We start from the raw sequence: 25,091 nt of genomic DNA, 5'->3' as shown, positions 1-25,091 counted from the left end.
GGAGGAGACTCCTCCCACAAATTAAGGCCGATTATGATGAGTGATAGCCCGAAAAAACTGGGGCGCAGTGATTGGAACGATTACATGGATAAAGTGAAGGCTCGAGACAAAGATGCGTTCGCTTTTGTATTCCGTTTTTACGCACCCAAGCTGAAGCAATTCGCTTACAAACATGTTGGTAATGAGCAAGTTGCTATGGAGATAGTGCAAGAGACCATGGCGACAGTTTGGCAGAAAGCGCACCTCTATGATGGTGAAAAGAGCGCGTTATCGACTTGGATATATACCATAATTCGAAACCTTTGTTTTGATTTGCTGAGAAAACAGAAAGGTAAAGAATTACACATTCATTCTGATGACATTTGGCCGTCAGAGTATTATCCACCTGATCTTGTTGATCACTATTCACCAGAACAAGATATGTTGAAAGAACAGGTGGTTAAGTTTTTAGATATTTTACCGAAAAACCAGAGAGATGTTTTACAAGCGGTATATCTTGAAGAGCTACCTCATCAACAGGTCGCGGAATTATTTGATATACCCCTCGGTACTGTAAAATCCAGGCTGAGGCTTGCAGTAGAAAAGCTAAGGCATTCAATGCATACGGAGCAACTATGAACAAACACCCAGATAACAGCTTGTTAGAAGCATACGCTTCGGGAAGCATTGATGCGGTTTCTGGTCTTGTGGTCGCAACCCATTTAGAAACATGCACCAAGTGCCGAGCTTATGTGAACCAAGTCGAAGCAAGTCAAGCGAACATCGTAAGTGACATACCTTCTGAGTATGTTTCTGAATTTGACGACATGTTTAATGACATCATCAATGCGGAGCCAGCGACTGATAATATCGTGATCCGCGACTCTGCTGCTGTTAATGTCGCAGGAAAAAGTTTCGCTCTTCCTAAAACTCTAGCGCGTTTCTCTGACCTCGTAGGGTCATGGAGAAGTTACGGAGGCAAGGTTTTCAGTGCTCAGATTGACCTAGGGGAAGACGCTCGTGTCAGCTTAATGTACATCGGGGAAGATGTGCAAATTCCTCAACATACGCACAAAGGCCTGGAGTCTACATTGATCCTACATGGCGGATTTAGTGACGAGGATGGCCAATATGAAGAAGGCGATTTGATGATTAGAGACGCATCAGTGAAGCATAGCCCTTACACTAAGGCCGGAGAAGACTGCTTGTGTTTAACCGTATTGACTGAGCCGATGATCTTTACTCAAGGCGTGGCACGTATATTTAATATGTTTGGTAAAGGGTTATACCCATAGACCTCTTATCTTATATATCGCAAAACAAAAACCACCGAATTCGGTGGTTTTTTATATGCTTCGTTAATGCTTGTGACGTGCTTTTTCCAATAGAGCATCAAAGTAATGTCGTAGCGAGTACAACATAATCAAGCTTGGCACGACCATGACAGCGGTAAGCACGAAGAATGTGCTCCAATCATTAAGATAATCCACTAGCTCACCACTGAAAGAAGCAAGAGTCGTCCGTCCGAAGTTTCCTAGAGAGGCAAGCAATGCATACTGAGTTGCCGAAAATGCTTGCCCGGTTAGAATCGTCAAAAATGAAACAAAAGCGACGGTTGAGAAAGCAGTCGTAAAGTTATCGACAATAATCGTGGCTAAGTACAAGTGCTCGTTTGGGCCTACCGAAGCAATCCATGCAAACATCAAGTTACTGGCAGACATAGCAATACCGCCGATCATTAATCCACGTACAATACCAAACCTAACGTTGAACATGCTTCCGACAAAAGTAAAGAAGATGGTGGCTCCCCAACCAATCAGTTTGGAGTAATAGCCAATTTGTTCATTGCTAAAACCAATATCTTTATAGAACGCGATCGACATCCTGCCCAAAAACGCTTCGCCAATTTTAAATAGGAAAACGAACAGCAACAGAGTAATCGCGACACGGACGCCATTGCGATTAAAGAAATCAAGGAAAGGTTCTACAACAGTCACGGTAAACCAAGCTACGACTTTTGAACCAACCACTTCTTTGTGTCGTTGTTCAGCGGCAGACTGAAGTTGTTCGCGTTGAGTCTTCGGCTCACCGACTAAAATCGTAAAGACCATTAGAATGCCGACTATCACCGCCATCCCGTAATACACACCATTCCAACCGACGCTATCAGCATTAACAAACGCTAAATAACCCGGTAGTGAATAACCTGTCCACCAGCCAATGACCGCCATTGCAGAAGCTTGAGGCAGTTTAGACTCTTCTGACTTTGGGAAAGTATCAATACGAAAAGCATCAATTGCGATGTCTTGTGTCGCTGAAGCCGTTGCAATACACAAGGCGAGTAGTGACGCAAACACCAAGTTTTCCGCTGGATTTACGCCGGCAATAAATAGGGTAGCGACGAGTACGATACTTTGACAAAAGAAAATCCAGCTACGTCTTTGCCCCAGCAGTCTAAAGAGGACTGGCAGCTTCACGCGGTCAACCAGAGGTGCCCACAGAAAGTTGATCGCATAGACCGCAAAAACGCTACCAAAATAGCCAATTGCGGAGAGGGTCAAGCCGGCATCTTTTAGCCAACCTGACATGTTTGAGCCGATAAGAACCCACGGAAAGCCGCTAGAGCAGCCCAGCATGAAAACCCACATGAGTCGTTTATCGAGGTAACTTTTTACCGTTTCCAACCAAGTGATGGAAGGTAATGAAGACATAAATCAATCCAATAAAATGAAGCCGTTGAAAGAGAAAGCCCTTCGATTATTCAAAGGGCTTATCGTTTTGGCTATTTAAGTAGTGTAGCTTTGGTGATGACGATTTGCGTCTCTGGTACATCACGCATTCGGCCTACCGTCGTGGTCGGCTGCTGAGCCATTTTCTGGATAACGTCGAACCCCTCAGTAACCTCACCAAATACAGCATAACCTGGTGGTCGAGCGCCATAGTTGAGAAAGTCATTGTCGACTAAGTTGACGAAAAACTGACGAGTTGCAGAGTTTGGTGCATTGGTTCGTGCCATGGCGATGGTAGCACGGTCATTGTTTAGACCATTATTTCCTTCGTTTTTGATTGGCGCGTATGTTTTCACCATCTGCATATCTTGGTTAAAGCCGCCACCTTGTGCCATGAAGCCTGGGATAATACGATGAAAAATAGTACCCTCGTAGCTCCCATCTTCTACATATTTTAGAAAATTAGCGACAGTGATAGGTGCTTTCTCTTCGTTTAACTCAACCGTAAATGAACCAAGTGTCGTTTCAAACGCTACTTTTGGTCCAGCCCAAACGCTGCAGCTGAGTAGTGCTAAGGACAGAATCGCTTTGCGTAACATTAGAAACGCTCCTGCATGTATTGACGAAGCTCAGGGTCATTGGCAATCTCTTTAAGCGTCAATGTCACCACATCATTCAATGTCTCTTCAATATCGGCATCAGAAGCACTCAATGTGCCAGATCGCTTTGCTGTACCTGTATAAGTTTTGACTAGCTTGCCCTCAGGTGTCTCTGCTGTGATTTCCAGCACAACTTTAGCATCCATCTCATTTTCCATCACCGAATGCTTCACGTTGACCAACGCTTCTTGAACGCTCAATTCAATCGCGTTGTTGCTGTTTAGATCCGCATGGAAACCTTGAGATGAGAATTGCTTCTCTAATGCTTCTTCTAACGCAATACGTAAATTCTGTTTAGCATGAAGAGGAAGAATGTTCGAACGGCCGTTATCCACCAACGCCACGTACTGCGCTGCACGTACATCTTTGCTGGTCAAACTGTAAGTCTTGCCTTGAACAATTGGATTGGTGCTCAATGTGCTTTCTGGCATCAGGTTCAGCTGAGGTTGTTGAGGGGCTGAACACGCAGCAAGCAACGCAACCGAAGCCGCAAGTACCAATTTTCTCATTTTATTATTCCTTTTAACTATTTTGCTAAAGCTTATTTTGCGCTTAATTTAGCAGGATTTTTTGTAGCCTGTAAAATCACAAACTTATTGTTGGAAGCGATAAGTTTCACATTTTTATCGCCAAACAGACGTTTGAGTTTTGCGTCGTACCCGAGGTGACGATTTCCGATAACCAGTAAACGGCCATTTTCACTTAATACTTGTTTAGCATCGCAGAACATTTGCCAAGCAATATGATCGGTGATTGCCTGTTGTTGATGAAACGGTGGATTACACATAACCATAGAGCTGCTGCTGTGTTTAAAACCGTCCAAGCAATTGTTCGCTATGCACTGTATGTCTCTATTTTCACCAAGGTTGTCGCGTAGGTTCTGTTTTGCCGACTCAAGCGCCATAAAGCTTTCATCAACACATGTTAGCCGAGCATTTGGATTCAACTGACCAAATTTAACAGACAGAACACCATTGCCGCAGCCGAGGTCGATGACATTGTCTATTGAAGGGTCTTGAGGCAGGTGCTGCAGCATAAAGCGTGCACCTAAATCTAAACTTTCTCCTGAATAGACATTTGGCATGTTCTTGAGTTCGATATCTTCGCCATCAACGCGCCAAGTCGTGAAAGGCATTACTTCAATCGTAGGCTCAACTGTTGCTTGAGAAAACACCAATCTGTGCTTTTTCCAGGCCAAAGATGTTTTTGTTTCGCCTAAGTATTTTTCAAACAGTTTTAGCGTCGAAGTATGAATGTCTTTCGCTTTATTGACTGCAATGACGGGGCAGGAAGCCGGTAGCGCCTTTCTTAATTGGCTTAGTATCCACACTAGATGGCGGTTACTTTTGGGCAGTTGCAGCAAGACGAGATCAATATTGGCAGGAACGAGGTCCATCGTGGTGGCAAACGCTACTTTATTGCACTGGTTTTGCTCGAGATTTTGCTGTGCACCTTTATGTGAGATGAATGAATCACTCATTAGCGTTACATGGTGCTTTTCCGAAAACCAGCAGGAGAGGGCACCAAAGCTGTCATTAATCACGAGGATGTTTTGATTGTCTGGCAAAGCAAGCTCTTCAACATGATTAATAAGATACTCATCACCGGCATCCCACGCTTGTAGCGTTTCGTTACTACGTTTTGGGAAACGATGAAGTGTTAAGCTTCGCTCGTGAAGGTTCAGTTCGGTTTTCATAGCTAAATGTAAGTTGATTTAGAAATTAAGTGTTATTGTCGCAAATGATGACGTGTCGAGATACAAAAAGCTGTCAAATTTTACGAGTTCAGTGATGGCTGCTCTCTAGGCATGTTCATGGAGTCGAGCGCCTTGAGACAATATGTCTACAAAGTGCGTCAATAATGAGAGTGACGTTTGAGTGATGCATGTCTGCTTTACTTAGGTATATACTTATGGAATTCGCATCAATGAGGAACGAATATGATCCAAGAAATCATAGAGAAGAAACTACACAGTGAGCTGCAACCCAGCTATCTCAAAGTCATTAATGAGAGCTACATGCATAATGTGCCACCAGGCTCAGAGAGTCATTTCAAAGTGATTGTTGTGAGTGATTCGTTCGCGGGACAGCGTTTGATTGGGCGCCATCGTCAAGTTCATCAAATTTTGGCAGATGAACTGGATAACCACATTCATGCATTAGCTATTCATACATACACTGATGAAGAGTGGAAGCGTGAACAAGATGGCGCCCCTGATAGCCCGATGTGTATGGGTGGCGGTCACTAAAAACGCAAGATATAAAGGTGCAGAGAAAGGTGGCTTAAGGCCATCTTTTTTCGTTTTACATTCTTTAGGGACGTTAACGTGGCACAAATTCTGGTTAAAAAATGTGTTAACAGTGTTTCAACAAATGAATGGAAATTGCAGAATATTTCAGGCGATGAATATCACTTTTCCATAAGATATGTATGGAATATGGCATTTGTGCGATGGGTCAAAGTTATGACTATTCTTTGACCTTTTAGACCTGATTCTACCGAAATAACCCCTCTATTCTAATGATTGATCATGGCATCAAGTTCCTAAAAAATGCTAGACTACGGCACCTGATAAATCTCGCGTATTCCTTGTGACGAGATTTTTAATAGGATGTTGCGATTTTGATGTTTAAAACAACATCAAAACCGGACACTGATGTCGTGTCTAAAAGTTACGCAATCAAAAGAATCTTTTTCCCGATAAAAGTAGTGCAAGTGCGTATGATTACAATAAAGAAGGGCTTGGATCTTCCTATCGCAGGAACTCCATCCCAGGTGATTAATGATGGTAAGACCATCAAAAAAGTCGCCTTGCTTGGCGAAGAGTACGTTGGCATGCGACCTACCATGCATGTCCGCGTTGGTGATGAAGTGAAAAAAGCGCAAGTTCTTTTTGAAGATAAAAAGAACCCAGGCGTGAAATTTACTGCACCAGCAGCCGGTAAAGTGATCGAAGTTAACCGTGGCGCTAAACGTGTCCTTCAATCTGTAGTGATTGAAGTGGCAGGTGAAGAGCAGGTGACATTTGATAAGTTCGAAGCCGCTCAACTTTCAGGTCTAGATCGTGAAGTGATCAAGACTCAGTTGGTTGACTCTGGCTTATGGACCGCTTTACGTACTCGTCCGTTTAGCAAGGTTCCTGCAATCGAGTCTTCTACTAAGGCTATTTTCGTAACTGCAATGGATACTAATCCACTAGCAGCTAAGCCTGAGTTGATCATTAATGAGCAACAAGAAGCATTCATTGCTGGTCTAGACATTCTTTCAGCCCTGACAGAAGGCAAGGTTTACGTATGTAAATCTGGCACTAGCTTGCCACGCTCTTCACAGTCTAACGTAGAAGAACACGTCTTCGATGGCCCTCACCCAGCAGGTCTTGCTGGCACCCACATGCATTTCCTATACCCAGTAAATGCAGATAATGTGGCATGGAGCATCAACTACCAAGACGTTATCGCGTTCGGTAAGCTGTTCCTAACTGGTGAGCTATGCACAGATCGTGTTGTGTCTCTAGCTGGCCCAGTTGTGAATAACCCTCGTCTAGTTCGTACCGTAATGGGTGCAAGCTTAGATGACCTAACAGATAACGAGCTGATGCCTGGCGAAGTTCGTGTGATCTCTGGTTCAGTACTAACAGGTACACATGCAACTGGTCCACACGCATACCTTGGCCGTTACCATCAACAGGTTTCTGTATTACGTGAAGGCCGTGAAAAAGAACTATTTGGCTGGGCAATGCCTGGTAAGAATAAGTTCTCGGTAACTCGCTCTTTCCTTGGTCACGTATTCAAAGGTCAGTTGTTCAATATGACAACGACGACCAATGGTAGTGATCGTTCAATGGTTCCAATTGGCAACTACGAACGCGTAATGCCTCTAGATATGGAGCCTACTTTGCTGCTTCGTGATCTATGTGCCGGCGACACAGACAGTGCTCAAGCACTGGGTGCGCTTGAACTGGATGAAGAAGATCTAGCATTGTGTACCTTTGTATGTCCAGGTAAGTACGAGTACGGTACGTTACTTCGTGAATGCCTAGATACTATCGAGAAGGAAGGGTAATTTTCATGGCTCTTAAAAAGTTTCTTGAAGACATCGAGCATCATTTTGAGCCTGGAGGCAAACACGAAAAATGGTTTGCCCTGTACGAAGCTGTAGCAACAGTTTTTTACACGCCAGGTATCGTAACAAATAAAAGCTCGCACGTTCGTGATAGCGTTGACCTAAAACGTATCATGATCATGGTTTGGTTTGCGGTATTCCCAGCAATGTTCTGGGGTATGTACAACGCAGGTGGCCAAGCTATTGCAGCACTTAACCACATGTACGCTGGTGACCAACTAGCGACAGTTATCGCAGGTAACTGGCACTACTGGCTAACAGAAATGCTTGGCGGCACTATCGGTGCGGAAGCGGGTGTTGGCAGTAAGATGCTACTAGGTGCGACTTACTTCCTGCCAATCTACGCAACAGTATTTATTGTTGGTGGCTTCTGGGAAGTGTTGTTCTGTATGGTGCGTAAACACGAAGTTAACGAAGGTTTCTTTGTAACTTCTATCTTATTCGCACTTATCGTTCCACCAACGCTACCTCTATGGCAAGCGGCACTAGGTATCACATTTGGTGTTGTTGTAGCAAAAGAGATCTTCGGTGGTACAGGTCGTAACTTCCTTAACCCTGCACTTGCAGGTCGTGCATTTCTATTCTTCGCTTACCCAGCGCAAATTTCGGGTGACGTAGTATGGACTGCAGCTGACGGCTTCTCTGGTGCAACTGCTCTTAGCCAATGGGCTCAAGGTGGTAACGGTGCTCTAGTTAACACAGTAACTGGCGCTCCTATCACTTGGATGGACGCGTTCATCGGTAACATCCCTGGTTCAATTGGTGAAGTATCGACTCTAGCTCTAATGATCGGTGCAGCGATGATCGTTTACATGCGAATCGCTTCATGGCGCATCATTGCGGGTGTAATGATCGGTATGATCGCAGTATCGACTCTGTTTAACGTGATCGGTTCTGACACTAATCCAATGTTTAATATGCCATGGCACTGGCACCTTGTTCTAGGTGGTTTTGCATTCGGTATGTTCTTCATGGCAACGGACCCAGTATCAGCGTCATTTACTAGCAAAGGTAAATGGTGGTACGGCATCCTGATTGGTGCAATGTGTGTGATGATCCGTGTAGTTAACCCAGCGTACCCAGAAGGTATGATGCTGGCGATTCTATTCGCGAACCTATTCGCACCTCTGTTCGACCATGTAGTGATTGAGAAGAACATCAAGCGGAGACTAGCACGCTATGGCAAGTAATAACGACAGCATTAAAAAGACGCTGGGTGTTGTTATCGGGTTGAGCCTTGTTTGTTCAATCATCGTATCAACAGCAGCAGTAGGTCTGCGTGATAAGCAAAAAGCTAACGCTGTCCTAGATAAGCAATCAAAGATCGTTGAAGTTGCAGGCATTGACGCAAACGGTAAGAAAGTACCAGAGCTATTTGCTGAGTACATCGAACCTCGTCTAGTAGACCTTGAAACAGGTAACTTTACTGAGGGTAATGCATCTACGTACGATCAACGTGAAGCATCAAAAGATGCAGAACGTTCAATCGCATTGACACCAGAAGAAGACGTAGCTGATATCCGTCGTCGCGCGAATACAGCAGTGGTGTACCTTGTAAAAGATCAAGATGAAGTCCAAAAAGTTATCCTGCCTATGCACGGTAAAGGACTATGGTCGATGATGTATGCCTTTGTAGCCGTTGAAACTGATGGTAACACTGTGTCTGCTATTACTTACTACGAGCAAGGTGAAACTCCTGGACTTGGTGGTGAAGTAGAGAACCCTTCATGGCGCGATCAATTCATTGGCAAGAAATTGTACAATGAAGATCACCAGCCAGCGATTAAGGTCGTGAAAGGCGGCGCACCGCAAGGTTCTGAGCACGGTGTTGATGGCCTATCAGGAGCGACGCTCACTAGTAATGGTGTTCAACACACATTTGACTTCTGGTTAGGTGATATGGGCTTTGGTCCTTTCCTAGCAAAAGTTCGTGACGGAGAACTTAACTAATGTCTAGTGCACAAAACGTTAAAAAGAGCATTCTAGCGCCAGTATTGGATAACAACCCAATCGCGCTACAAGTTCTTGGTGTATGTTCTGCTCTTGCAGTAACAACTAAACTAGAAACAGCTTTTGTAATGACACTAGCGGTAACATTTGTAACTGCGTTGTCTAACTTCTCTGTTTCATTGATCCGTAACCACATTCCTAACAGTGTGCGTATCATCGTTCAGATGGCAATCATCGCATCGTTAGTAATCGTGGTAGACCAAGTGCTAAAAGCTTACCTATACGATATCTCTAAACAGCTATCTGTATTCGTTGGTCTGATTATCACTAACTGTATCGTAATGGGTCGTGCTGAAGCATTCGCAATGAAGTCTGCGCCAGTACCATCTCTTATTGACGGTATTGGTAATGGTCTAGGTTACGGCTTCGTTCTTATCACTGTAGGTTTCTTCCGTGAGCTATTTGGCTCAGGCAAACTATTTGGTCTAGAAGTTCTACCTCTAGTGAGCAACGGTGGTTGGTACCAGCCTAACGGCCTAATGCTACTAGCACCATCAGCATTCTTCCTAATCGGCTTCCTTATCTGGGTAATCCGTATTCTGAAACCAGAACAAGTAGAAGCGAAGGAGTAAGGACGTCATGGAACATTACATTAGTCTGTTAGTTAAATCGATTTTCATCGAAAACATGGCTCTGTCTTTCTTCCTAGGTATGTGTACTTTCCTTGCCGTATCTAAGAAGGTTAAGACCTCTTTCGGCCTAGGTGTTGCAGTTGTGGTAGTACTAACTATCGCTGTTCCTGTGAACAACCTGGTATACAACCTAGTTCTGAGAGAGAACGCGTTAGTTGAGGGCGTGGACCTTAGCTTCCTAAACTTCATCACCTTTATCGGTGTAATTGCAGCACTTGTACAGATTCTAGAGATGGTCCTAGACCGTTTCTTCCCACCTTTGTACAACGCGCTAGGCATCTTCCTACCGCTGATCACAGTAAACTGTGCAATCTTCGGTGGTGTATCTTTCATGGTACAACGTGACTACAACTTTGCTGAATCGATCGTTTACGGTTTCGGCTCTGGTGTGGGCTGGATGCTAGCAATCGTTGCTCTTGCAGGTATCCGTGAGAAGATGAAGTACTCTGACGTACCTCCAGGTCTACGTGGTCTTGGTATCACATTTATCACTGTAGGTCTTATGGCGTTAGGCTTTATGTCTTTCTCTGGTGTTCAACTGTAAGTCGGGTAAACCGCAACAATTAAGGAATAGTCAATGGACATTATTCTTGGTGTAGTGATGTTTACTCTGATCGTACTTGCACTAGTACTAGTGATTCTTTTCGCTAAGTCTAAGCTTGTACCAACAGGTGACATTACAATTTCTGTGAACGATGACCCTTCTCTGGCGATCGTTACACAACCAGGTGGTAAGCTACTGAGTGCTCTAGCAGGTGCTGGCGTATTCGTATCTTCTGCTTGTGGTGGCGGTGGCTCATGTGGTCAGTGTCGCGTAAAAGTTAAATCAGGTGGTGGCGACATCCTACCAACCGAGCTTGACCATATTACTAAAGGTGAAGCGCGTGAAGGTGAGCGTCTAGCGTGTCAGGTTGCAATGAAAACTGACATGGATATCGAGCTTCCTGAAGAAATCTTCGGCGTTAAGAAGTGGGAATGTACTGTTATCTCTAACGATAACAAAGCGACATTCATCAAAGAGCTTAAGCTACAAATTCCAGATGGCGAATCAGTACCTTTCCGTGCTGGTGGTTACATCCAGATTGAAGCTCCTGCTCACCACGTGAAATACGCAGACTACGATATTCCTGAGGAATACCGTGAAGACTGGGAGAAGTTCAACCTTTTCCGTTACGAGTCTAAAGTTAATGAAGAGACCATTCGTGCATACTCTATGGCTAACTACCCAGAAGAGCACGGTATCATCATGCTTAACGTTCGTATCGCAACTCCGCCGCCGAACAACCCAGACGTACCACCAGGCATCATGTCTTCGTACATCTGGTCTCTAAAAGAAGGCGACAAGTGTACTATTTCTGGTCCATTTGGTGAGTTCTTTGCGAAAGATACAGATGCAGAAATGGTATTCGTTGGTGGTGGTGCTGGTATGGCTCCAATGCGCTCACACATCTTCGACCAACTTAAGCGTCTGCACTCTAAGCGTAAGATGTCTTTCTGGTATGGCGCACGTTCTAAGCGTGAAATGTTCTACGTAGAAGATTTCGATATGCTACAAGCTGAGAATGACAACTTCGTATGGCACTGTGCACTGTCTGATCCACTTCCAGAAGATAACTGGGATGGTTACACTGGCTTTATTCACAACGTTCTTTACGAGAACTACCTACGTGATCACGAAGCGCCAGAAGACTGTGAATACTACATGTGTGGTCCACCTATGATGAACGCAGCTGTAATCGGCATGCTAAAAGATCTAGGTGTAGAGGATGAAAACATCCTACTAGATGACTTCGGTGGTTAATTCCTCCAAGTGATTGAATCTATGGCTAGCTCTCCAAGAGAGCTAGCCATTGTTTTTTATAGACATAAAACTGATACGCAACAGTTGATATAGGTAATCGGATTGAAAGGATTGGTCCTATTTCCCATATCAATTCAACAACATTGGGAGTTAACAAGTGAAAAAGTGGCTTGTTGCATTCGCTTCTCTATTGATTTTGGCTGGCTGTGAGCAGCCTGCAGATCAAATTCATTTAAGTGGCCCTACCATGGGGACTTCTTACAACATCAAGTATATCGAGCAAGATGGTATTCCAACGCCAAAAGCGATGCAGACAGAAATTGATCGCTTATTGGAAGAGGTTAATGACCAAATGTCGACCTATCGTGACGACTCAGAGTTAAGTCGTTTTAATCAGCATCAAACGAGCGAGCCATTTACAGTTTCGACACAAACAGCAACGGTAGTGAAAGAAGCAATTCGCCTTAACGGTCTTACTTTAGGTGCATTGGATGTGACGGTCGGCCCTCTAGTTAACCTGTGGGGGTTTGGTCCAGAAGCTCGTCCAGATGTAGTTCCAACCGATGAAGAACTCGCTGCTCGCAAAGCAAATACCGGTATTCACCACCTATCTGTTGATGGTAATACACTGTCCAAAGACCTTCCTAACTTGTACGTCGACCTATCGACGATTGCGAAAGGTTGGGGGGTTGACGTGGTTGCTGACTACCTTCAATCTGAAGGGGTACAGAACTTTATGGTCGAAGTTGGCGGTGAAATGCGTCTCAAAGGTGTCAATCGTGAAGGTGTGCCTTGGCGTATCGCAATTGAAAAACCGACCGTTGATGAACGTTCAATTCAAGAAATTATTGAACCAGGCGACATGGCAATTGCAACAAGTGGTGACTATCGTAATTACTTTGAGAGTAATGGTGTGAGATACTCTCATATTATTAATCCACGAACAGGCAAACCAATTCATCATAAAGTGGTGTCTGTAACGGTATTAGATAAATCGTCGATGACTGCTGATGGTCTTGCAACTGGTCTTATGGTGCTAGGTGAAGACAAAGGCATGGCAATTGCGAACGAAAATAATATTCCTGTTTTCATGATTGTGAAAACGGAAGATGGTTTTAAAGAGTTGGCTTCGGAAGCATACAAGCCATTCATGAAGAAATAACAACAGAAGTGAGCATGTTTTTATGAATACATTTCTAATTACCTTTGCTGTGTTTGTCGCGGTAATCACTGCAATGGCTGTCGGATACATTTTCCAAAAGAAAGTCGTGAAAGGTAGCTGTGGTGGCTTAGGGGCAGTTGGCATCGAAAAAGTGTGTAATTGTCCAGAACCCTGCGATGCGCGTAAAAAACGTGAAGCGCGTGAGGCTGCGCGTGCTGAGAAATTGGCGGCGTGGGAAAAAGATAGAATTGCTTAGTATTGGTTAATCGTACTAAGAAAGTGATAAAGCTCAGCGTTCTGCTGAGCTTTATTTTTAGGCAGCTAACCAAAGCTCAGATGTCCGAGAAAGAGCCCAATACCGTGTTTTGTTGTTTCTTTCTCTCATGTTATAGAGCAAGACTACATCGATAATCATTAGGACGAAGCAATGATTTGGTTACGTCCGTTCTCTTTGGCCATGTAAAGTCGCTCATCCGCCACTTTTATTTGTTGTTCCAGCTCCCCCTCGATGTTGCTTACACCAATACTCGCGGTCACAAGAATGTTTTTGTCCAAATAAGTTATTGGCGTTTTTTCTATGCGCTGTCTCATTTGTTCTAAGCGTGTTAGAAAGCCGTCATAGTCGCCACTGGCTTGAATACAAAACTCCTCGCCACCAAGCCTAGCGACAATATCATTTGGAAAATAGATTTTTAGAATATTCGCTATCATGACTAACACTGCATCGCCGCCCTCATGTCCGTGTGTATCATTTACTTGCTTAAAGAAATCGATATCAAGCATCGCGATGTTTCTTTGAGCGTTTTCTACATGGGGTTGCTCAAACAGAAAGCGGCGGTTCCATAAGCCCGTTAGCGCATCTTGATTTGCCATTTTAAACAGTTCAGATGTTGCGTCTTTGATATCTAACAGTTGGTGAATACGGCAAAAAAATTCTTCTTGATTAAATGGCTTGTATAAAAAGTCATTGGCCCCTGCTTTTAGAAACCTAGCCGTCATGGTCTTAGAGTTACTACCCGACAAGCCGAGAATGGCTAATTGATTTTTATCCCACTTCCGACGTAATTCACGCACCATAGTAATGCCATCTTTAACGGGCATATCATGGTCGGTTAAAACGAGAGTGATATCTGGATTTTGCTCGACAAGCTCTAGGGCTTTTTGCCCATTGTCAGCTTCCAACGTCTGAATATATTGATGCTCCAAAAGTTGGGCAATGTGTCTTCTTACGGTGTGTGAATCATCAACGACTAAACATTTGTGTTGTTGATTGTTGGTTAGTCGCTTGAGGAGTGGTAATAGATAGGAAACGGACGCCATGCTGTCTTTCAAAATATAGTCGAGGACACCTTTTGCAAGCATCTTTTCGCGAGTGTCTTCTTGAAATCGAGCCGTTAAAACAATGACACGATGACCATGTTCCAAAACGAGGTCAATAATCTCGCCATCTTGAGCATCCGGTAAACAATAGTCTAAAACCGCACAGAAGAGGTCCTGTGCTGAAGATAACAAGTTCTTTGCCTCCGCGTAGCTTTCCGCTGCGATGACCTCATAACCAGCTTGGCTTATTGTTTGGCAAAGAAAGTTTTTAAATGCACGACTATCTTCAACAACCAGAATCTTATTACTCAAGCGCAGTCCCCAAAATTAATTGTTTAAAATCAATGATAACTAAAATTAAACTTATCGCCATCAAAAAACACATGTCAACCAAAAGTAGAACAACTACTCAAATGTTTGACACGCATCCGTTAACATCACATCATTATTCCTGTCTTAGTTATATAATTATGTTTAGCTAACGTAGGGAGAAAGTAGTATGGAAATGCATCAACATGGTATGGCTGAGCTATTTCAACAACTGGGCCTCGGTAGCTCTCCTCAAGAAATGAAAGATTTTATTAATCAACATCGACACAAAAGAGATTCTGCGCCTTTACATGAAGCTAGCTTTTGGACGATGTCACAGGCGAACTTTCTAAAACAAGCCATCGAAGAAGATGCAGATTGGGCCGAATTAGTCGATCAATTGGACGTAATGCTTCGAGATTGACGTTCGCTTAAACACGCCCATTTCTCTTCAGGTAGATTTGATTTATACTGTTTTTTTGAACAGTGCTTTGGTGGCTATGTCAGATCGAATTAGAAAAATTATTCATGTCGATATGGATTGTTTTTAAACTAGCAGGTGTTAATTGTTGGGGAAAGTTGTAATTGAATTAATGCCTACTACACTTCAACCAAAAGGTTGCAATTTTGGGGTTGAAAGTGTATGCAGCGTATTCATGATAAATCACATAATGGTCATTGGATTTATCTTTACGATAATGATGTTCCTATTCTTCTACCTTGTTTATATTGTCGATACACTTATGTGACTGGTCTTTCGGTTGTTCATGAAAAAAAACGTATTGAAGGCAAAGGCGATTTCGAGTTCTTACTCAAAGAGGATGAGATTGGAGGTGATGCTCAATATGTACGTGGGCATCAACTTGGCCTGTTCTTAGAGTGGATAGAAGATTATAACCACCCTTCAGTTACCCTTGCGTGGCATACCGCACTTCCTGCCGAGTTCATTAATGAATATATAAATGAATACCTCATTGTAGAAATGCAAAAAAGCGAAGTCGTTGTGAACAAAGCCATCACTTCCCTTTGTAGCTATTACCACTGGTTGACTTACTTTTTCGATACAAACTTTAAAAAGATATTTATTTTCTCTGAATACAGAGCATTAGCTAGAGGAAATAATAAGTCTAATCTCATTGTCAAATACCTTCTTCCTGCGACAAGGGAGCTCCTTTATCGACATACAGACAGTTTGCTAGAGGAAATTGTTCTTCGAAATGGTGGGGAGTTAGGATGCAGGACTTCTGAGAACCGAGGGTTTTATTTGGCTGATTTTAAAGCTGACGGCAAAATCCGTCTGGGTTTACAGAGCTTATTTAAGCAATTGAAAGAATCACCTGAAAAGGAAGAGTTTGAGTACCACCTCTCTTCTTTGGATGCGAAATACGGCTCTGCCCGAACACTCTATATTCCTCGTACTCACCTAGAATTGATGGAGCGTTACTGCAATACGGAGCGCCCAGAGTCAGCGTCGAATCATTTGCTTGTTTCTAACTCTAGCAATTACACGAAAGGAGAAGAGGTTAGCAGAAGGTACGGAAGTGCTACTTTTTCTAAGACACTGAAGAAGCTGTTAAAGGTAATGAGTGAAAACCCAGAGGCTTATTCAGGTTATCAAACGTTAGATGAGGGCAATGTTTACCATCATTTAAGGCATTCGTTTGGAACAGATATTTTCCACGATTTATGTGTTACTGCTAAAAAAAATTACGAGTCAATCACAACGGAATCAAGAGTTTATATTGAAACCGCTCGGTGTCTTGGCCATAAGGTAGATGGTAAGCACGCTAACCAAACAACGAAAATCTACATTCATGCTTGTGGAGAGCGAGAAGCTCTATTAATGGAGGTGGTTAATGGATAAAGCACTTTCAAGTTCTGAGATAGAAGAGCGACTAAAGCATGACTTTAAAAAAGAACAACCAGTTACTGCATTTGAATTACCTTTTACAGCTACTTCAATAATAGTGCCTAAAACGGAACAATATGCTTCGCACATACTATTATTCGATGATATTAACACGTCTGATAAGGTGATTATATATAAAGCAATGATTGCTGTTTATAATTATGTGTTCTTTGATAAAAGTGCAGCTGTAACAGCTAAAGATGTTTTCTCATCAGCAGTAAAACCCTTCATTTCATGGTTAAACTCTTACAAAATTAATAATCGTTACGAAATTTTAAAGCGTTATGAATCTGATCGTATGGATGAGCTTGATAATCATGGTGGTTATAGCCCACTAAGAGCCCTCAATTGTATTATTGGATATGCAATTGAATCGGAAGCTCTTAGTAAAGAGTTGAGTAGCGAAGATTATACATTTCTTATTGAACTAAGAAAGACGAAACCTGCACCTAACTTAAACAAATCACAAAAATCCATAGCGAGTTATTTCGGTTCGTTAGACTGGTTGAGAAGAGAAGATATTGGCATTGGGAGTGAGTTATATTCGGCTTTAGCTTCACCGAAGTTAGCCATCAATTCATTAAGCTTGACAGCTGCAACTTTGATTATTGAACTTAAAGAGTATAAAAATGAACTTCAAACATTGATCAAGAGTATCGAACCTCAGTTAGCACCTTTGTTAGATTTGAATTTGAAAACTCTTTCACGGAGTAAAAAGCAATGTTTAATTGGGGAGGTGGTTTATTTAATTGTGTGTGCTTATCATCGACTAGATAAACCATCATATACTCTTCAATCCGCTCTAGGAGTTTTACTATTGTCGAATGCATCTAGTCAAAGTAGCTACTTCAATCTATTAAATGTATTAAAGAGTCAGACTGAATGCGATAGTTTATTTTTAAATAAAAAATTTTACACGAACAAAGTTAATTCTGAATCTTGTAGAGATAATTTCACCGCTATGAGAGATGGAACTCTTTTCTCAATTGATGTAGTTAAAAATTTATTGCGTAATGATGTATCAAAAGCTGTCACAAAAATAGAAGAAGTTATGTTTGCGTGGTTAATGGCAGGGTTAACGGTACAGCCGACAGATATACCTAAACTTACTCATTCTGACTTCAGGTTAGTGAAAGTCGGTGGTCGAGTGACGCATATCGAATGTGAATACTTTAAAGGGAGGTCAAAGCTTTTTCACGCTACACGCTCCCTTTCAACTCGAACGCGAGAAGGAAAGGCATTATTGGTTGTAATGGGGCAACAAGAAGAAAGCCTACCTTTTTATACTAAGGTGGAGCTTTTTATAAGTAATGGTATTAACTCACTTTTAGGGAATTTAAATTTACTGCTTCAATCAAGTAGTATTTCTATGGTGTTAAAAACTGTACACTCAAAGCAAAATATACCTTGTCTAATGCCCCTAACACTTTGCTCTCTGATATCGAATGGGATTCATACTAATAATTGTGTTGAAAACGCTAATAAAGTGGCATTAGAAGACAGAAAAAAATTGGTAAGGCAATCACAATCTCCTTGTCAGTCAAGTTTGTTTGGTTTTCAATTAATAAAAAATAGCGCAGTTCATGCCTTTAGCGATCCTTATACTCTAGAGTACCTCATTAACCGTAACTCTCATTCAAACCAGACAGAGAAAGTTAACTACCTTACTGAAGATAATGAAGCGTGGATTAATAACTCAGGAAGAATTACTCGTGAGGTAATGTTTGATTTAATTCAGAATGTGTTTAATTTGGGCTTTGAGCGTGATGATGCAGAACAATTAAAACGGTTTAACAGTGAATTTATGGCGGTGACAGAAAGTATCTCTTATAGGCATGAAGAAATGAACTCAAGACTTCGTATGATAACTGGACAGGAAAAAGGAAAAGTGAATGAAGTAGGAGTTCTCTCATTGAATGATAAAAATGAAAGCGAACCTTTATCTCCTATTTATGTAGTTGATAGCTCAATCACAGTTCTAAAGATGTATAACTACCTCCATGAATTTAAAAAAAATTACAAAAAGATACTTGCGAATAATCCAGATTTTTTGTTTAAGACTGTTATACCAACCGTTGAATGGATCGAGGGTACGCTCAAAAAGATGAGTAAACCATCACTACGAAAGGGTAGAGATCAATTTGATTTAATGATTAAGAATGGTGTAGTGATTAGCGTCTTTAATTCTATGTAGTTGGAGGTTATATGACATTAAGTGTACTAAATTATCCAATTGATAATTTTTGGCATGAGAAAAATCTAAAATTAAAGGCGAATCCGTTCTTTATAAATGAAAGAGGTGATTTTTACTCTGATGTTTGGAGTTTTAGAAGAAAACAATATGGCAATATAACAACGATTGATTTTTCATGGTTTGATTCACCTGTATATAGCTTAAGTTCAATTGCAACTTATATCAAAGATAATTGTGAGTATTTGTTAAGCAGTAAAGCATATGCGAAGTTGGCCTGTCTGGAAATGTTGACGCCATCTAATATTGCGTATGTCCAACCGACCTACCAAATGATGCTTCATTTATTTGCCTTTTTTAAAGAGAATAATGTTTCTATCCTAAATATATCACTAATGGAACCTTTCTGGACATCATTCATGGGACGAACGATAAGCCAACATGGTTTAGTGAATCGTGTATCAACACCTTCATATCGTGCCTCTATCAGACGAGTGTCTTTTCATAAAATAAGAAATTCACTAAAAGCATTAGGTGTGGTGGGGGTGATTGAACCTAAACTCACTCCTAAAATAGTTGAAAAAAGCTTAGATGATGTATGCCAAACGCAGTATAGCATTACTCTAGCTGAGTACAAAAAAGGAGGTAGCTTTAACTTTCTTGGCTTAGAGCTTGGACAATATTATGTCGATTACTTGAATGGTGTTTATCAGCAGAATTTTCTTTATGTCTTAGTGTGTAAAAAAACCTTTGAACATTGCATTAATAAGTACTCTATCGGAAGTTTTGAATCAAAAACGAATAATCGTCTATTTAATGTAATGCTTTCTTCTGTGTTTGGCGGCGAGGATTATGCGCCTAATTCTCATACTAGAGGTATCAATCATATAGCACTTAAAGTTAATGCTGAAAATATCCTGTTTAATGAATATCTGAAGCATTTTGAAGCAGTGATGTCGTTAAAAGATAGTAATATTGAAGCTTTGGTCTACGAACTAGGTTTATCTACTCGAAGCGATGCAATGGAATTAATTCGAGTCCTGATGTTACAAAAGCATTTAGGGTTGGATGGGCATAAGACACCAGATGAGGTATGGCAAGGCTATTTATTGTCACTGGATAAGACTTTCTTAGGAAGTGAGTCCCTGAATGAAACTTTGGTGGAAGATCTGTATAAAAAAATGCAATTAATCATCGACAAGAAGAAATTAGAAAAAACTCAGTTTTTAGTAGATATTCAAAAGTGGGCAATAGAGCAAATCCCCTATTCGGAGAATAAAACGTATGACAAATTTAAAACGGCACTCGACATTACACTATATGCAATGACAAGTTTAGTGGTTGCGTGGACTGGTTATCGAAGATCAGAATTTGGATTTCCATTGAGTGCTATACGCACAGAACCTAACCTAGATATTTTAGATAATGCTCATGTACCATTTCGTTTTAAATTAAAATGGCTTGTTCCTAAAACGAGTGGGTCAACTAAAATTAATCGAGAAATAACATCGCAGTGCTATCAAATTGCGGCACAGTTGAATGATGTGTTTGGGAGTTCAAGTAATAAACCTTGCTTGTTTAGGTTTGCAAATAATAATTTTAAAAAAGAAAAGTTAAACAATTATGATGTTTGTATTAATAATAGAGTTATCGCAAATTGGGAAGGGTTTGTAGATTCTTATTCACCCTTTAATGACGTAGTTTTGTTAGACAGATTAATTCAAAAAGAGATTTGTCAGTTAACGAACACAGAACAAGAAAAGCTTAGGAAATTATCTTTGATGTATGAGGTCGGTAGCGCGCGTTATGAGAACTTATTAACTTGTGCCAAAGAGGTGAAAAAAGATTGGCTTCGTCTATCAAATTCCTCATTCAATGGAGCTAGAGCGCAAGAGCGTTTTAAATCTTCTTTAATTCAATATACGAAAGATAATGAAGTCGATAACATTGAACATCAGCAAATAATAGATAATTATCTTTCTGATGAAACTAAAAAGCTATTGATGAGTAACTCGATAGACTTAAATGATAGAAAAACAGTTATGGATATAACCTCTGAAATATTAAAGGAGGTTCGCTATCCATCTGCTCATGCTTTTCGTCACATTTGGGCTGAAGCGGTATTAACGCGCTATCAGGGTGATGTAGGGGCAGTAATTCGCCACCAATTTGCTCATTTAGACAATTCATTCTTCATGGCGTACTTGAGAGACAAAGACGCACGGGGGCTGATGGCATCGGCAAAACAACGGTATTTAAATACCATTGTTGAAACGCTGATTATCGAATCAAACCACATTGGTGAGCGGTATATCGGCGGGATAGCCCAGTTTGTCAAAAAGGCTGTCCACTTAACACAGGTTAGAGATGAGAACGAGCTCACTGAGAGTGAACGGCGTGCATTAAGCGAGGCGATTGCTGGGAGGATCATTGATATTCAACCGAGTCGATTTGCTACGTGTATTCCTCGTGATGGTGGCGAGAGCCGTGCCAAGTGCGCCCAAATGGGAAGCTTAAATCCACAGGATGCAAAACTCGAATTTTGTCTAAATTGTATGAATGCTTATATTTCGGAGGGGAATATCCGGGGAATTTGGCAAACAGTTCAACCAATGGTTAAAGAGGCAATGCAACCAAATGGGATCGGCTTTTTACTGGAATCTCATCTTCCTGCTTTAACATCGAGTTGGAAACGGATCAAAGATCTTCGTAATAGTAAGAATGGGGAAAGCGTAGACATAATATTGTCAGCGATAGAGGACGCGGTTGATTCCATTAAGCGAAAAATGGCAGCGGAGGCAAAACTGTATGGCTACGAATGATCTGGATGATTTGATTTCCGATGACTTCCTTGATGCGTTGGGTGATGATACAACGGTTGAGCAGAGCGCCCCTGCATCATGGGTGGTTCATAATAAAGACCATACCACTTATAAAACTTACCATGCGATTCTTGAACTGAAGGTACAGGCAGAGAAGGCAATTGATAATTTTGGTGAAGTCGAAACAAATAAAACACCGAAATTCTACCAGTTGAAGAAATCACAGGTGGCTAGAAAAGTGGGCATATCAGCACAAAGTATTTTTAATACATCCTCTTTCAGCCCTCATATTCGAGTGTTCTTCGATGATATTAATGATGAGCTTCTAAAGCGGCATCAAACCCAACAGAAAAAGCAATTAAAACGAAAAAACACGGGGATTAGGAGAAAGAAAAAGGAAGAGTTGGTGGTCAGGCACCAAAGCATTGAGAAGAGATACAACGACCTCAAGGCACTCAAAACAGCAGAGGTGCTTAACCTTTCAATTGAGATGATGCCTATAGATCTAAAGGCGAAACTGGGTTTGTGAATCAAATCAAGAACTACAGGGGCTAATATGGCAAGAACGCCTACAGCAACAAAAAGATAGCAATATTCCTATTACAAAATGAAGCCACGTAGTCGTACAGACTGTCCCTTGTGCATGCAGCCTGTCATCACAGGCGACCAGTGGTTACAGTAACTCGCTATTGGACAATTCTGTTTTAGGGTGTTTGCTAATTTAGCTATTCATAAATAAGTTCTGGTATTGAAAACTGGCTACTAGCTACCGACTAATATCTCAAAATCATCCGCAGTCCTCACTACCATCATCTCACTTCTGCCACTGTTGGTGAAAAATTCGAACAAGTCTACTTGACCTGTCTACTACTCTACAGTTCATACTATCCAAATACTAAGAACACTGGGTCAAATCGCACATGTATTTGATTTCTGAACTGGCGACGAAGGTGGGTATCTCTCGCACCACCTTACTCTATTACGAGAAGTTAGGGCTGATTAACGGTCAGCGTCTTGACAATGGATATCGCTATTACAGCGAAAACGATTTGCAGCGACTGTTATTGATTCAGCAACTTCAAAGCGCAGGACTCTCATTGAAAGAGTGCGAACAATGCTTGGACGCGAAGTTAAGTAGAAGCTTATTAGAAAATCGGCTGACGCAACTCAACCATGAAATTGATAAAAAAATCCACGCTCGCGAGTTGCTACTGGCATTACTTGGGGAACGTCCGCAAAGAGAGTTACACCACTCTCTTAGTCAAAGTGCGCCTCGCGCTTACTTCAACTGGTTATGTACGCAGGGTTACAGTGAAAAAGAAGCGCTCAGATTGAAGTGGCTATCAAAAGATATGAACGAACACGAGAGTTACATGAAAGACTTTATGACGGTCTATGCAACATTAGAAAGATGGGGGCCAGGGAGTCACAAGGACTCTTTAAAAGCGATTTCATTAATGTCACCTCAGACAATGACCGATATTTTAGACATTGGTTGTGGCACTGGCATCTCAACGTTACTACTAGCTGACAACAGTAACGCACACATAATAGCAGTGGATAATGAGCCTGTTGCCATTAAGCAGCTCGATAAAAAAATACAAAACGCACAGTTGCATGAGCGCATTTCTCCTGTTTGTGCCTCCATGACGGAACTGCCATTTCAGGCAAAGAGCTTTGATGCCATTTGGGCGGAAGGCTGTGTGTACATTATGGGAATGGAGAACGCACTAAAACAATGGAAGCCGCTGTTAAAAGATAATGGCGTTTTGATGGTGAGTGACTTGGTGTGGCTGACTGACTCTCCCGACGAAGAGACAAAACAGTATTGGCTGGCAGACTACCCAGACATTCAATCGATACCTAAACGACTCGCTCTGTTCCAAAAGCATGGCTACGACGTGATCGAACACTTCTCATTAGGCGTCGATGCATGGCAAAACTACTGGCAACCTCTGCAAGACCGAGTTGAGGAATTACAAGCTGCTATGCCTGCGTCCCAAGTGTTATTAGACATTAACAAAGAGATTTCGATTTACGAGCGCAGTGCTGCAAAAGATTTTACCTATCAGTACTTTATTTTAAAAATTGCAAACTAGAGATAGATATATGAAATACGCTTTGTACAAACAAGAACAAGCTCAAGAAATCATTACACTGTTCAATAACACATTTTCGGATTCAGAGGGTAAAGAAGAAGGTGCATTAATTGCGAAACTCGTGGAAGACCTTCTCACTTTACCAACCAAAGATGAGGATCTTTATGTGTTTATTGCTCAAGATGAAAGTGAACGCATTGTCGGTAGCATCATTTTCTCTCGCCTATCGTTTCCTAATGGTGAAAACATATTCCTTTTAGCCCCCGTGGCCGTTGCAACAGAGTGTCATGGGCAAGGTGTAGGTCAAGGATTGATCAAATTCGGGTTAGCGGCACTGAAAGAAAAAGGCGTCACCGTTGCCATTACTTACGGGGATATCAACTTTTACTCAAAAACAGGATTCGCTCCAATCAGTCAGGACATAATTCAAGCTCCACTAGACTTGTCCTACCCTGAAGGTTGGATTGCACAATCTTTAGTCAGTAAAGCGCTCCCTAACATTGAGGGAAAACCAACATGCTTACCCGCTATCGACAATCCATATTATTGGTAGTTAATTGGCGTGAAAATTCCTTCGTTTCTGAATTTAGATGGCTATGCTTAAACGCTATTTTCTAAGCGGCGCTCTTACCATGCTCACCTAGTCACAATGGACATACCGTGTATGTTCTAAGCAATTATTCTTTGATAACCTTTAGAAACCACTGATAAATTTGAGGGCTATGATGAAAGTAAGAAAAGCCGTTTTAGATGACTTACCCTACCTTGTTAACTTCACTTCTGAAGAAGCAAGAGAGGCTGAGGGGAGTATTAAGATCCCAGAAACACTTGAAAAGGGCATTCTGGTTGCGCTGCGTGACCCTTCAATTGCTACCTATTGGGTTTTAGTTGATGAGAACGATACTCCCGTAGGGAGTGTCTCTGCGGTTCGGGAATGGAGCGACTGGAACGCTGGTTATTACTGGTGGATTCAAAGCATGTTCTTATCCAAATCACAGCGAGGCAAGGGTCGTATGTCATTGCTTTTGGATGCGTTAAAACATGAAATGAAAGTACAAAAAGGCTTAGAGCTGCGCCTATATGTTCACAAAGACAACTGTACGGCTGTTAGAGCTTATCGAAATGCTCATTTTTCAAAGTCCGATTACGAAATCATGATTTTAAGCAATTGAGTGAATTGCTATCAGTATCGTACCCACTTTAACATTACCCCAAATAGGTCAATTTATAACAAGATATATGTATCCTGACTCTTAGGTTAGAAAGGTTTTGGACAGAAACGTGTTTGAGTAACTCTGAGATCCGATATTCAAAATAGGAAAATTTATCTATTCATTTGACACTTGT

24 protein-coding genes are annotated in these 25,091 nt (G+C 41.7%); 19 read left to right on the top strand and 5 right to left on the bottom strand.

Annotated features, from left to right (window positions below):
- Positions 1–33 precede the first annotated feature (33 nt).
- Positions 34–618 (top strand): RNA polymerase sigma factor, encoded by a 585-nt coding sequence (locus KJB35_RS21835; RefSeq protein WP_285357491.1) that lies wholly within the window; start codon positions 34–36, stop codon positions 616–618.
- Complete coding sequence (locus KJB35_RS21830; RefSeq protein WP_005380256.1) at positions 615–1,274, top strand: ChrR family anti-sigma-E factor; 660 nt, start codon at positions 615–617, stop codon at positions 1,272–1,274. Before KJB35_RS21835 ends, KJB35_RS21830 begins: the two co-directional genes overlap by 4 nt.
- A 63-nt stretch (positions 1,275–1,337) precedes the next feature.
- On the opposite strand, the gene KJB35_RS21825 is transcribed toward KJB35_RS21830, so the two are convergent.
- The 4 genes from KJB35_RS21825 to KJB35_RS21810 all read right to left on the bottom strand — a co-directional run bounded on the left by KJB35_RS21825 (position 1,338) and on the right by KJB35_RS21810 (position 5,063).
- Complete coding sequence (locus KJB35_RS21825; protein WP_005380257.1) at positions 1,338–2,690, bottom strand: MFS transporter; 1,353 nt, start codon at positions 2,688–2,690, stop codon at positions 1,338–1,340.
- Positions 2,691–2,761: 71 nt separating this feature from the next.
- The gene (locus KJB35_RS21820; RefSeq protein WP_005380258.1) at positions 2,762–3,307 is read right to left on the bottom strand and encodes a peptidylprolyl isomerase; all 546 of its coding nucleotides are present in this window, start codon (positions 3,305–3,307) and stop codon (positions 2,762–2,764) included.
- Positions 3,307–3,876, bottom strand: a complete 570-nt coding sequence (locus tag KJB35_RS21815; protein ID WP_005380259.1) for a YajG family lipoprotein — start codon at positions 3,874–3,876, stop codon at positions 3,307–3,309. The genes KJB35_RS21820 and KJB35_RS21815 overlap by 1 nt, the downstream gene beginning before the upstream one ends.
- Positions 3,877–3,908: 32 nt before the next feature.
- Positions 3,909–5,063: a methyltransferase gene (locus KJB35_RS21810; RefSeq protein WP_005380260.1), complete on the bottom strand. Its 1,155-nt coding sequence runs from the start codon at positions 5,061–5,063 to the stop codon at positions 3,909–3,911.
- Positions 5,064–5,306: 243 nt separating this feature from the next.
- Between KJB35_RS21810 and bolA the strand changes: the two genes are divergently transcribed.
- From bolA to nqrM, 9 genes are all read left to right on the top strand, one after another.
- Complete coding sequence (gene bolA / locus KJB35_RS21805; RefSeq protein ID WP_005380262.1) at positions 5,307–5,615, top strand: transcriptional regulator BolA; 309 nt, start codon at positions 5,307–5,309, stop codon at positions 5,613–5,615.
- 473 nt (positions 5,616–6,088) lie between these two features.
- A complete protein-coding gene (locus KJB35_RS21800; protein ID WP_213908246.1) occupies positions 6,089–7,429 on the top strand; it encodes a Na(+)-translocating NADH-quinone reductase subunit A in 1,341 nt (446 codons plus the stop codon).
- Between the two features lie 5 nt (positions 7,430–7,434).
- Positions 7,435–8,679, top strand: coding sequence for an NADH:ubiquinone reductase (Na(+)-transporting) subunit B (locus KJB35_RS21795; RefSeq protein WP_005380265.1), 1,245 nt, complete (start codon positions 7,435–7,437; stop codon positions 8,677–8,679).
- A complete protein-coding gene (locus KJB35_RS21790) occupies positions 8,669–9,439 on the top strand; it encodes a Na(+)-translocating NADH-quinone reductase subunit C (protein WP_005380267.1) in 771 nt (256 codons plus the stop codon). The genes KJB35_RS21795 and KJB35_RS21790 overlap by 11 nt, the downstream gene beginning before the upstream one ends.
- On the top strand, positions 9,439–10,071 hold the full coding sequence (locus tag KJB35_RS21785) for an NADH:ubiquinone reductase (Na(+)-transporting) subunit D (RefSeq protein WP_005380269.1): 633 nt from the start codon (positions 9,439–9,441) through the stop codon (positions 10,069–10,071). The genes KJB35_RS21790 and KJB35_RS21785 overlap by 1 nt, the downstream gene beginning before the upstream one ends.
- Positions 10,072–10,078: 7 nt before the next feature.
- Positions 10,079–10,675, top strand: coding sequence for an NADH:ubiquinone reductase (Na(+)-transporting) subunit E (nqrE, locus tag KJB35_RS21780; RefSeq protein ID WP_005380270.1), 597 nt, complete (start codon positions 10,079–10,081; stop codon positions 10,673–10,675).
- Between the two features lie 33 nt (positions 10,676–10,708).
- Complete coding sequence (gene nqrF / locus KJB35_RS21775) at positions 10,709–11,932, top strand: NADH:ubiquinone reductase (Na(+)-transporting) subunit F (protein ID WP_005380271.1); 1,224 nt, start codon at positions 10,709–10,711, stop codon at positions 11,930–11,932.
- Between the two features lie 157 nt (positions 11,933–12,089).
- Positions 12,090–13,094 carry an FAD:protein FMN transferase gene (locus tag KJB35_RS21770; protein ID WP_005380272.1) on the top strand — a complete coding sequence of 335 codons (1,005 nt, stop codon included), beginning with the start codon at positions 12,090–12,092 and terminating at the stop codon, positions 13,092–13,094.
- A 22-nt stretch (positions 13,095–13,116) separates the two neighbouring features.
- Positions 13,117–13,350 carry a (Na+)-NQR maturation NqrM gene (nqrM, locus tag KJB35_RS21765; RefSeq protein ID WP_005380273.1) on the top strand — a complete coding sequence of 78 codons (234 nt, stop codon included), beginning with the start codon at positions 13,117–13,119 and terminating at the stop codon, positions 13,348–13,350.
- A gap of 158 nt (positions 13,351–13,508) precedes the next feature.
- Here the strand turns inward: nqrM and KJB35_RS21760 are convergent, their stop codons facing one another.
- Positions 13,509–14,726, bottom strand: a complete 1,218-nt coding sequence (locus KJB35_RS21760) for a response regulator (protein WP_064368726.1) — start codon at positions 14,724–14,726, stop codon at positions 13,509–13,511.
- A 187-nt stretch (positions 14,727–14,913) separates the two neighbouring features.
- Between KJB35_RS21760 and KJB35_RS21755 the strand changes: the two genes are divergently transcribed.
- From KJB35_RS21755 to KJB35_RS21720, 8 genes are all read left to right on the top strand, one after another.
- Positions 14,914–15,147 carry a DUF2789 domain-containing protein gene (locus tag KJB35_RS21755; protein WP_005380277.1) on the top strand — a complete coding sequence of 78 codons (234 nt, stop codon included), beginning with the start codon at positions 14,914–14,916 and terminating at the stop codon, positions 15,145–15,147.
- 219 nt (positions 15,148–15,366) lie between these two features.
- Positions 15,367–16,587, top strand: a complete 1,221-nt coding sequence (locus tag KJB35_RS21750) for a site-specific integrase (protein ID WP_171345837.1) — start codon at positions 15,367–15,369, stop codon at positions 16,585–16,587.
- A complete protein-coding gene (locus tag KJB35_RS21745) occupies positions 16,580–18,826 on the top strand; it encodes a hypothetical protein (RefSeq protein WP_285357485.1) in 2,247 nt (748 codons plus the stop codon). The genes KJB35_RS21750 and KJB35_RS21745 overlap by 8 nt, the downstream gene beginning before the upstream one ends.
- Positions 18,827–18,837: 11 nt before the next feature.
- Positions 18,838–21,645 (top strand): hypothetical protein, encoded by a 2,808-nt coding sequence (locus KJB35_RS21740; RefSeq protein WP_285357483.1) that lies wholly within the window; start codon positions 18,838–18,840, stop codon positions 21,643–21,645.
- Positions 21,632–22,174 carry a hypothetical protein gene (locus KJB35_RS21735; protein WP_171345840.1) on the top strand — a complete coding sequence of 181 codons (543 nt, stop codon included), beginning with the start codon at positions 21,632–21,634 and terminating at the stop codon, positions 22,172–22,174. The genes KJB35_RS21740 and KJB35_RS21735 overlap by 14 nt, the downstream gene beginning before the upstream one ends.
- Before the next feature lie 391 nt (positions 22,175–22,565).
- Entirely contained in the window at positions 22,566–23,744 is a 1,179-nt protein-coding gene (locus KJB35_RS21730; protein WP_285357480.1) for a methyltransferase domain-containing protein, read from the top strand.
- 10 nt (positions 23,745–23,754) lie between these two features.
- Positions 23,755–24,297, top strand: a complete 543-nt coding sequence (locus KJB35_RS21725; protein ID WP_285357478.1) for a GNAT family N-acetyltransferase — start codon at positions 23,755–23,757, stop codon at positions 24,295–24,297.
- Between the two features lie 169 nt (positions 24,298–24,466).
- Entirely contained in the window at positions 24,467–24,916 is a 450-nt protein-coding gene (locus tag KJB35_RS21720; RefSeq protein WP_285357476.1) for a GNAT family N-acetyltransferase, read from the top strand.
- Positions 24,917–25,091 lie beyond the last annotated feature (175 nt).

It is taken from the genome of Vibrio sp. D431a, assembly GCF_030248655.1.
GTDB classification, from domain to species: domain Bacteria; phylum Pseudomonadota; class Gammaproteobacteria; order Enterobacterales; family Vibrionaceae; genus Vibrio; species Vibrio alginolyticus.
Note: the sequence above shows the minus strand (reverse complement) of the source record. Positions and strands in the feature narration are given on the sequence as shown.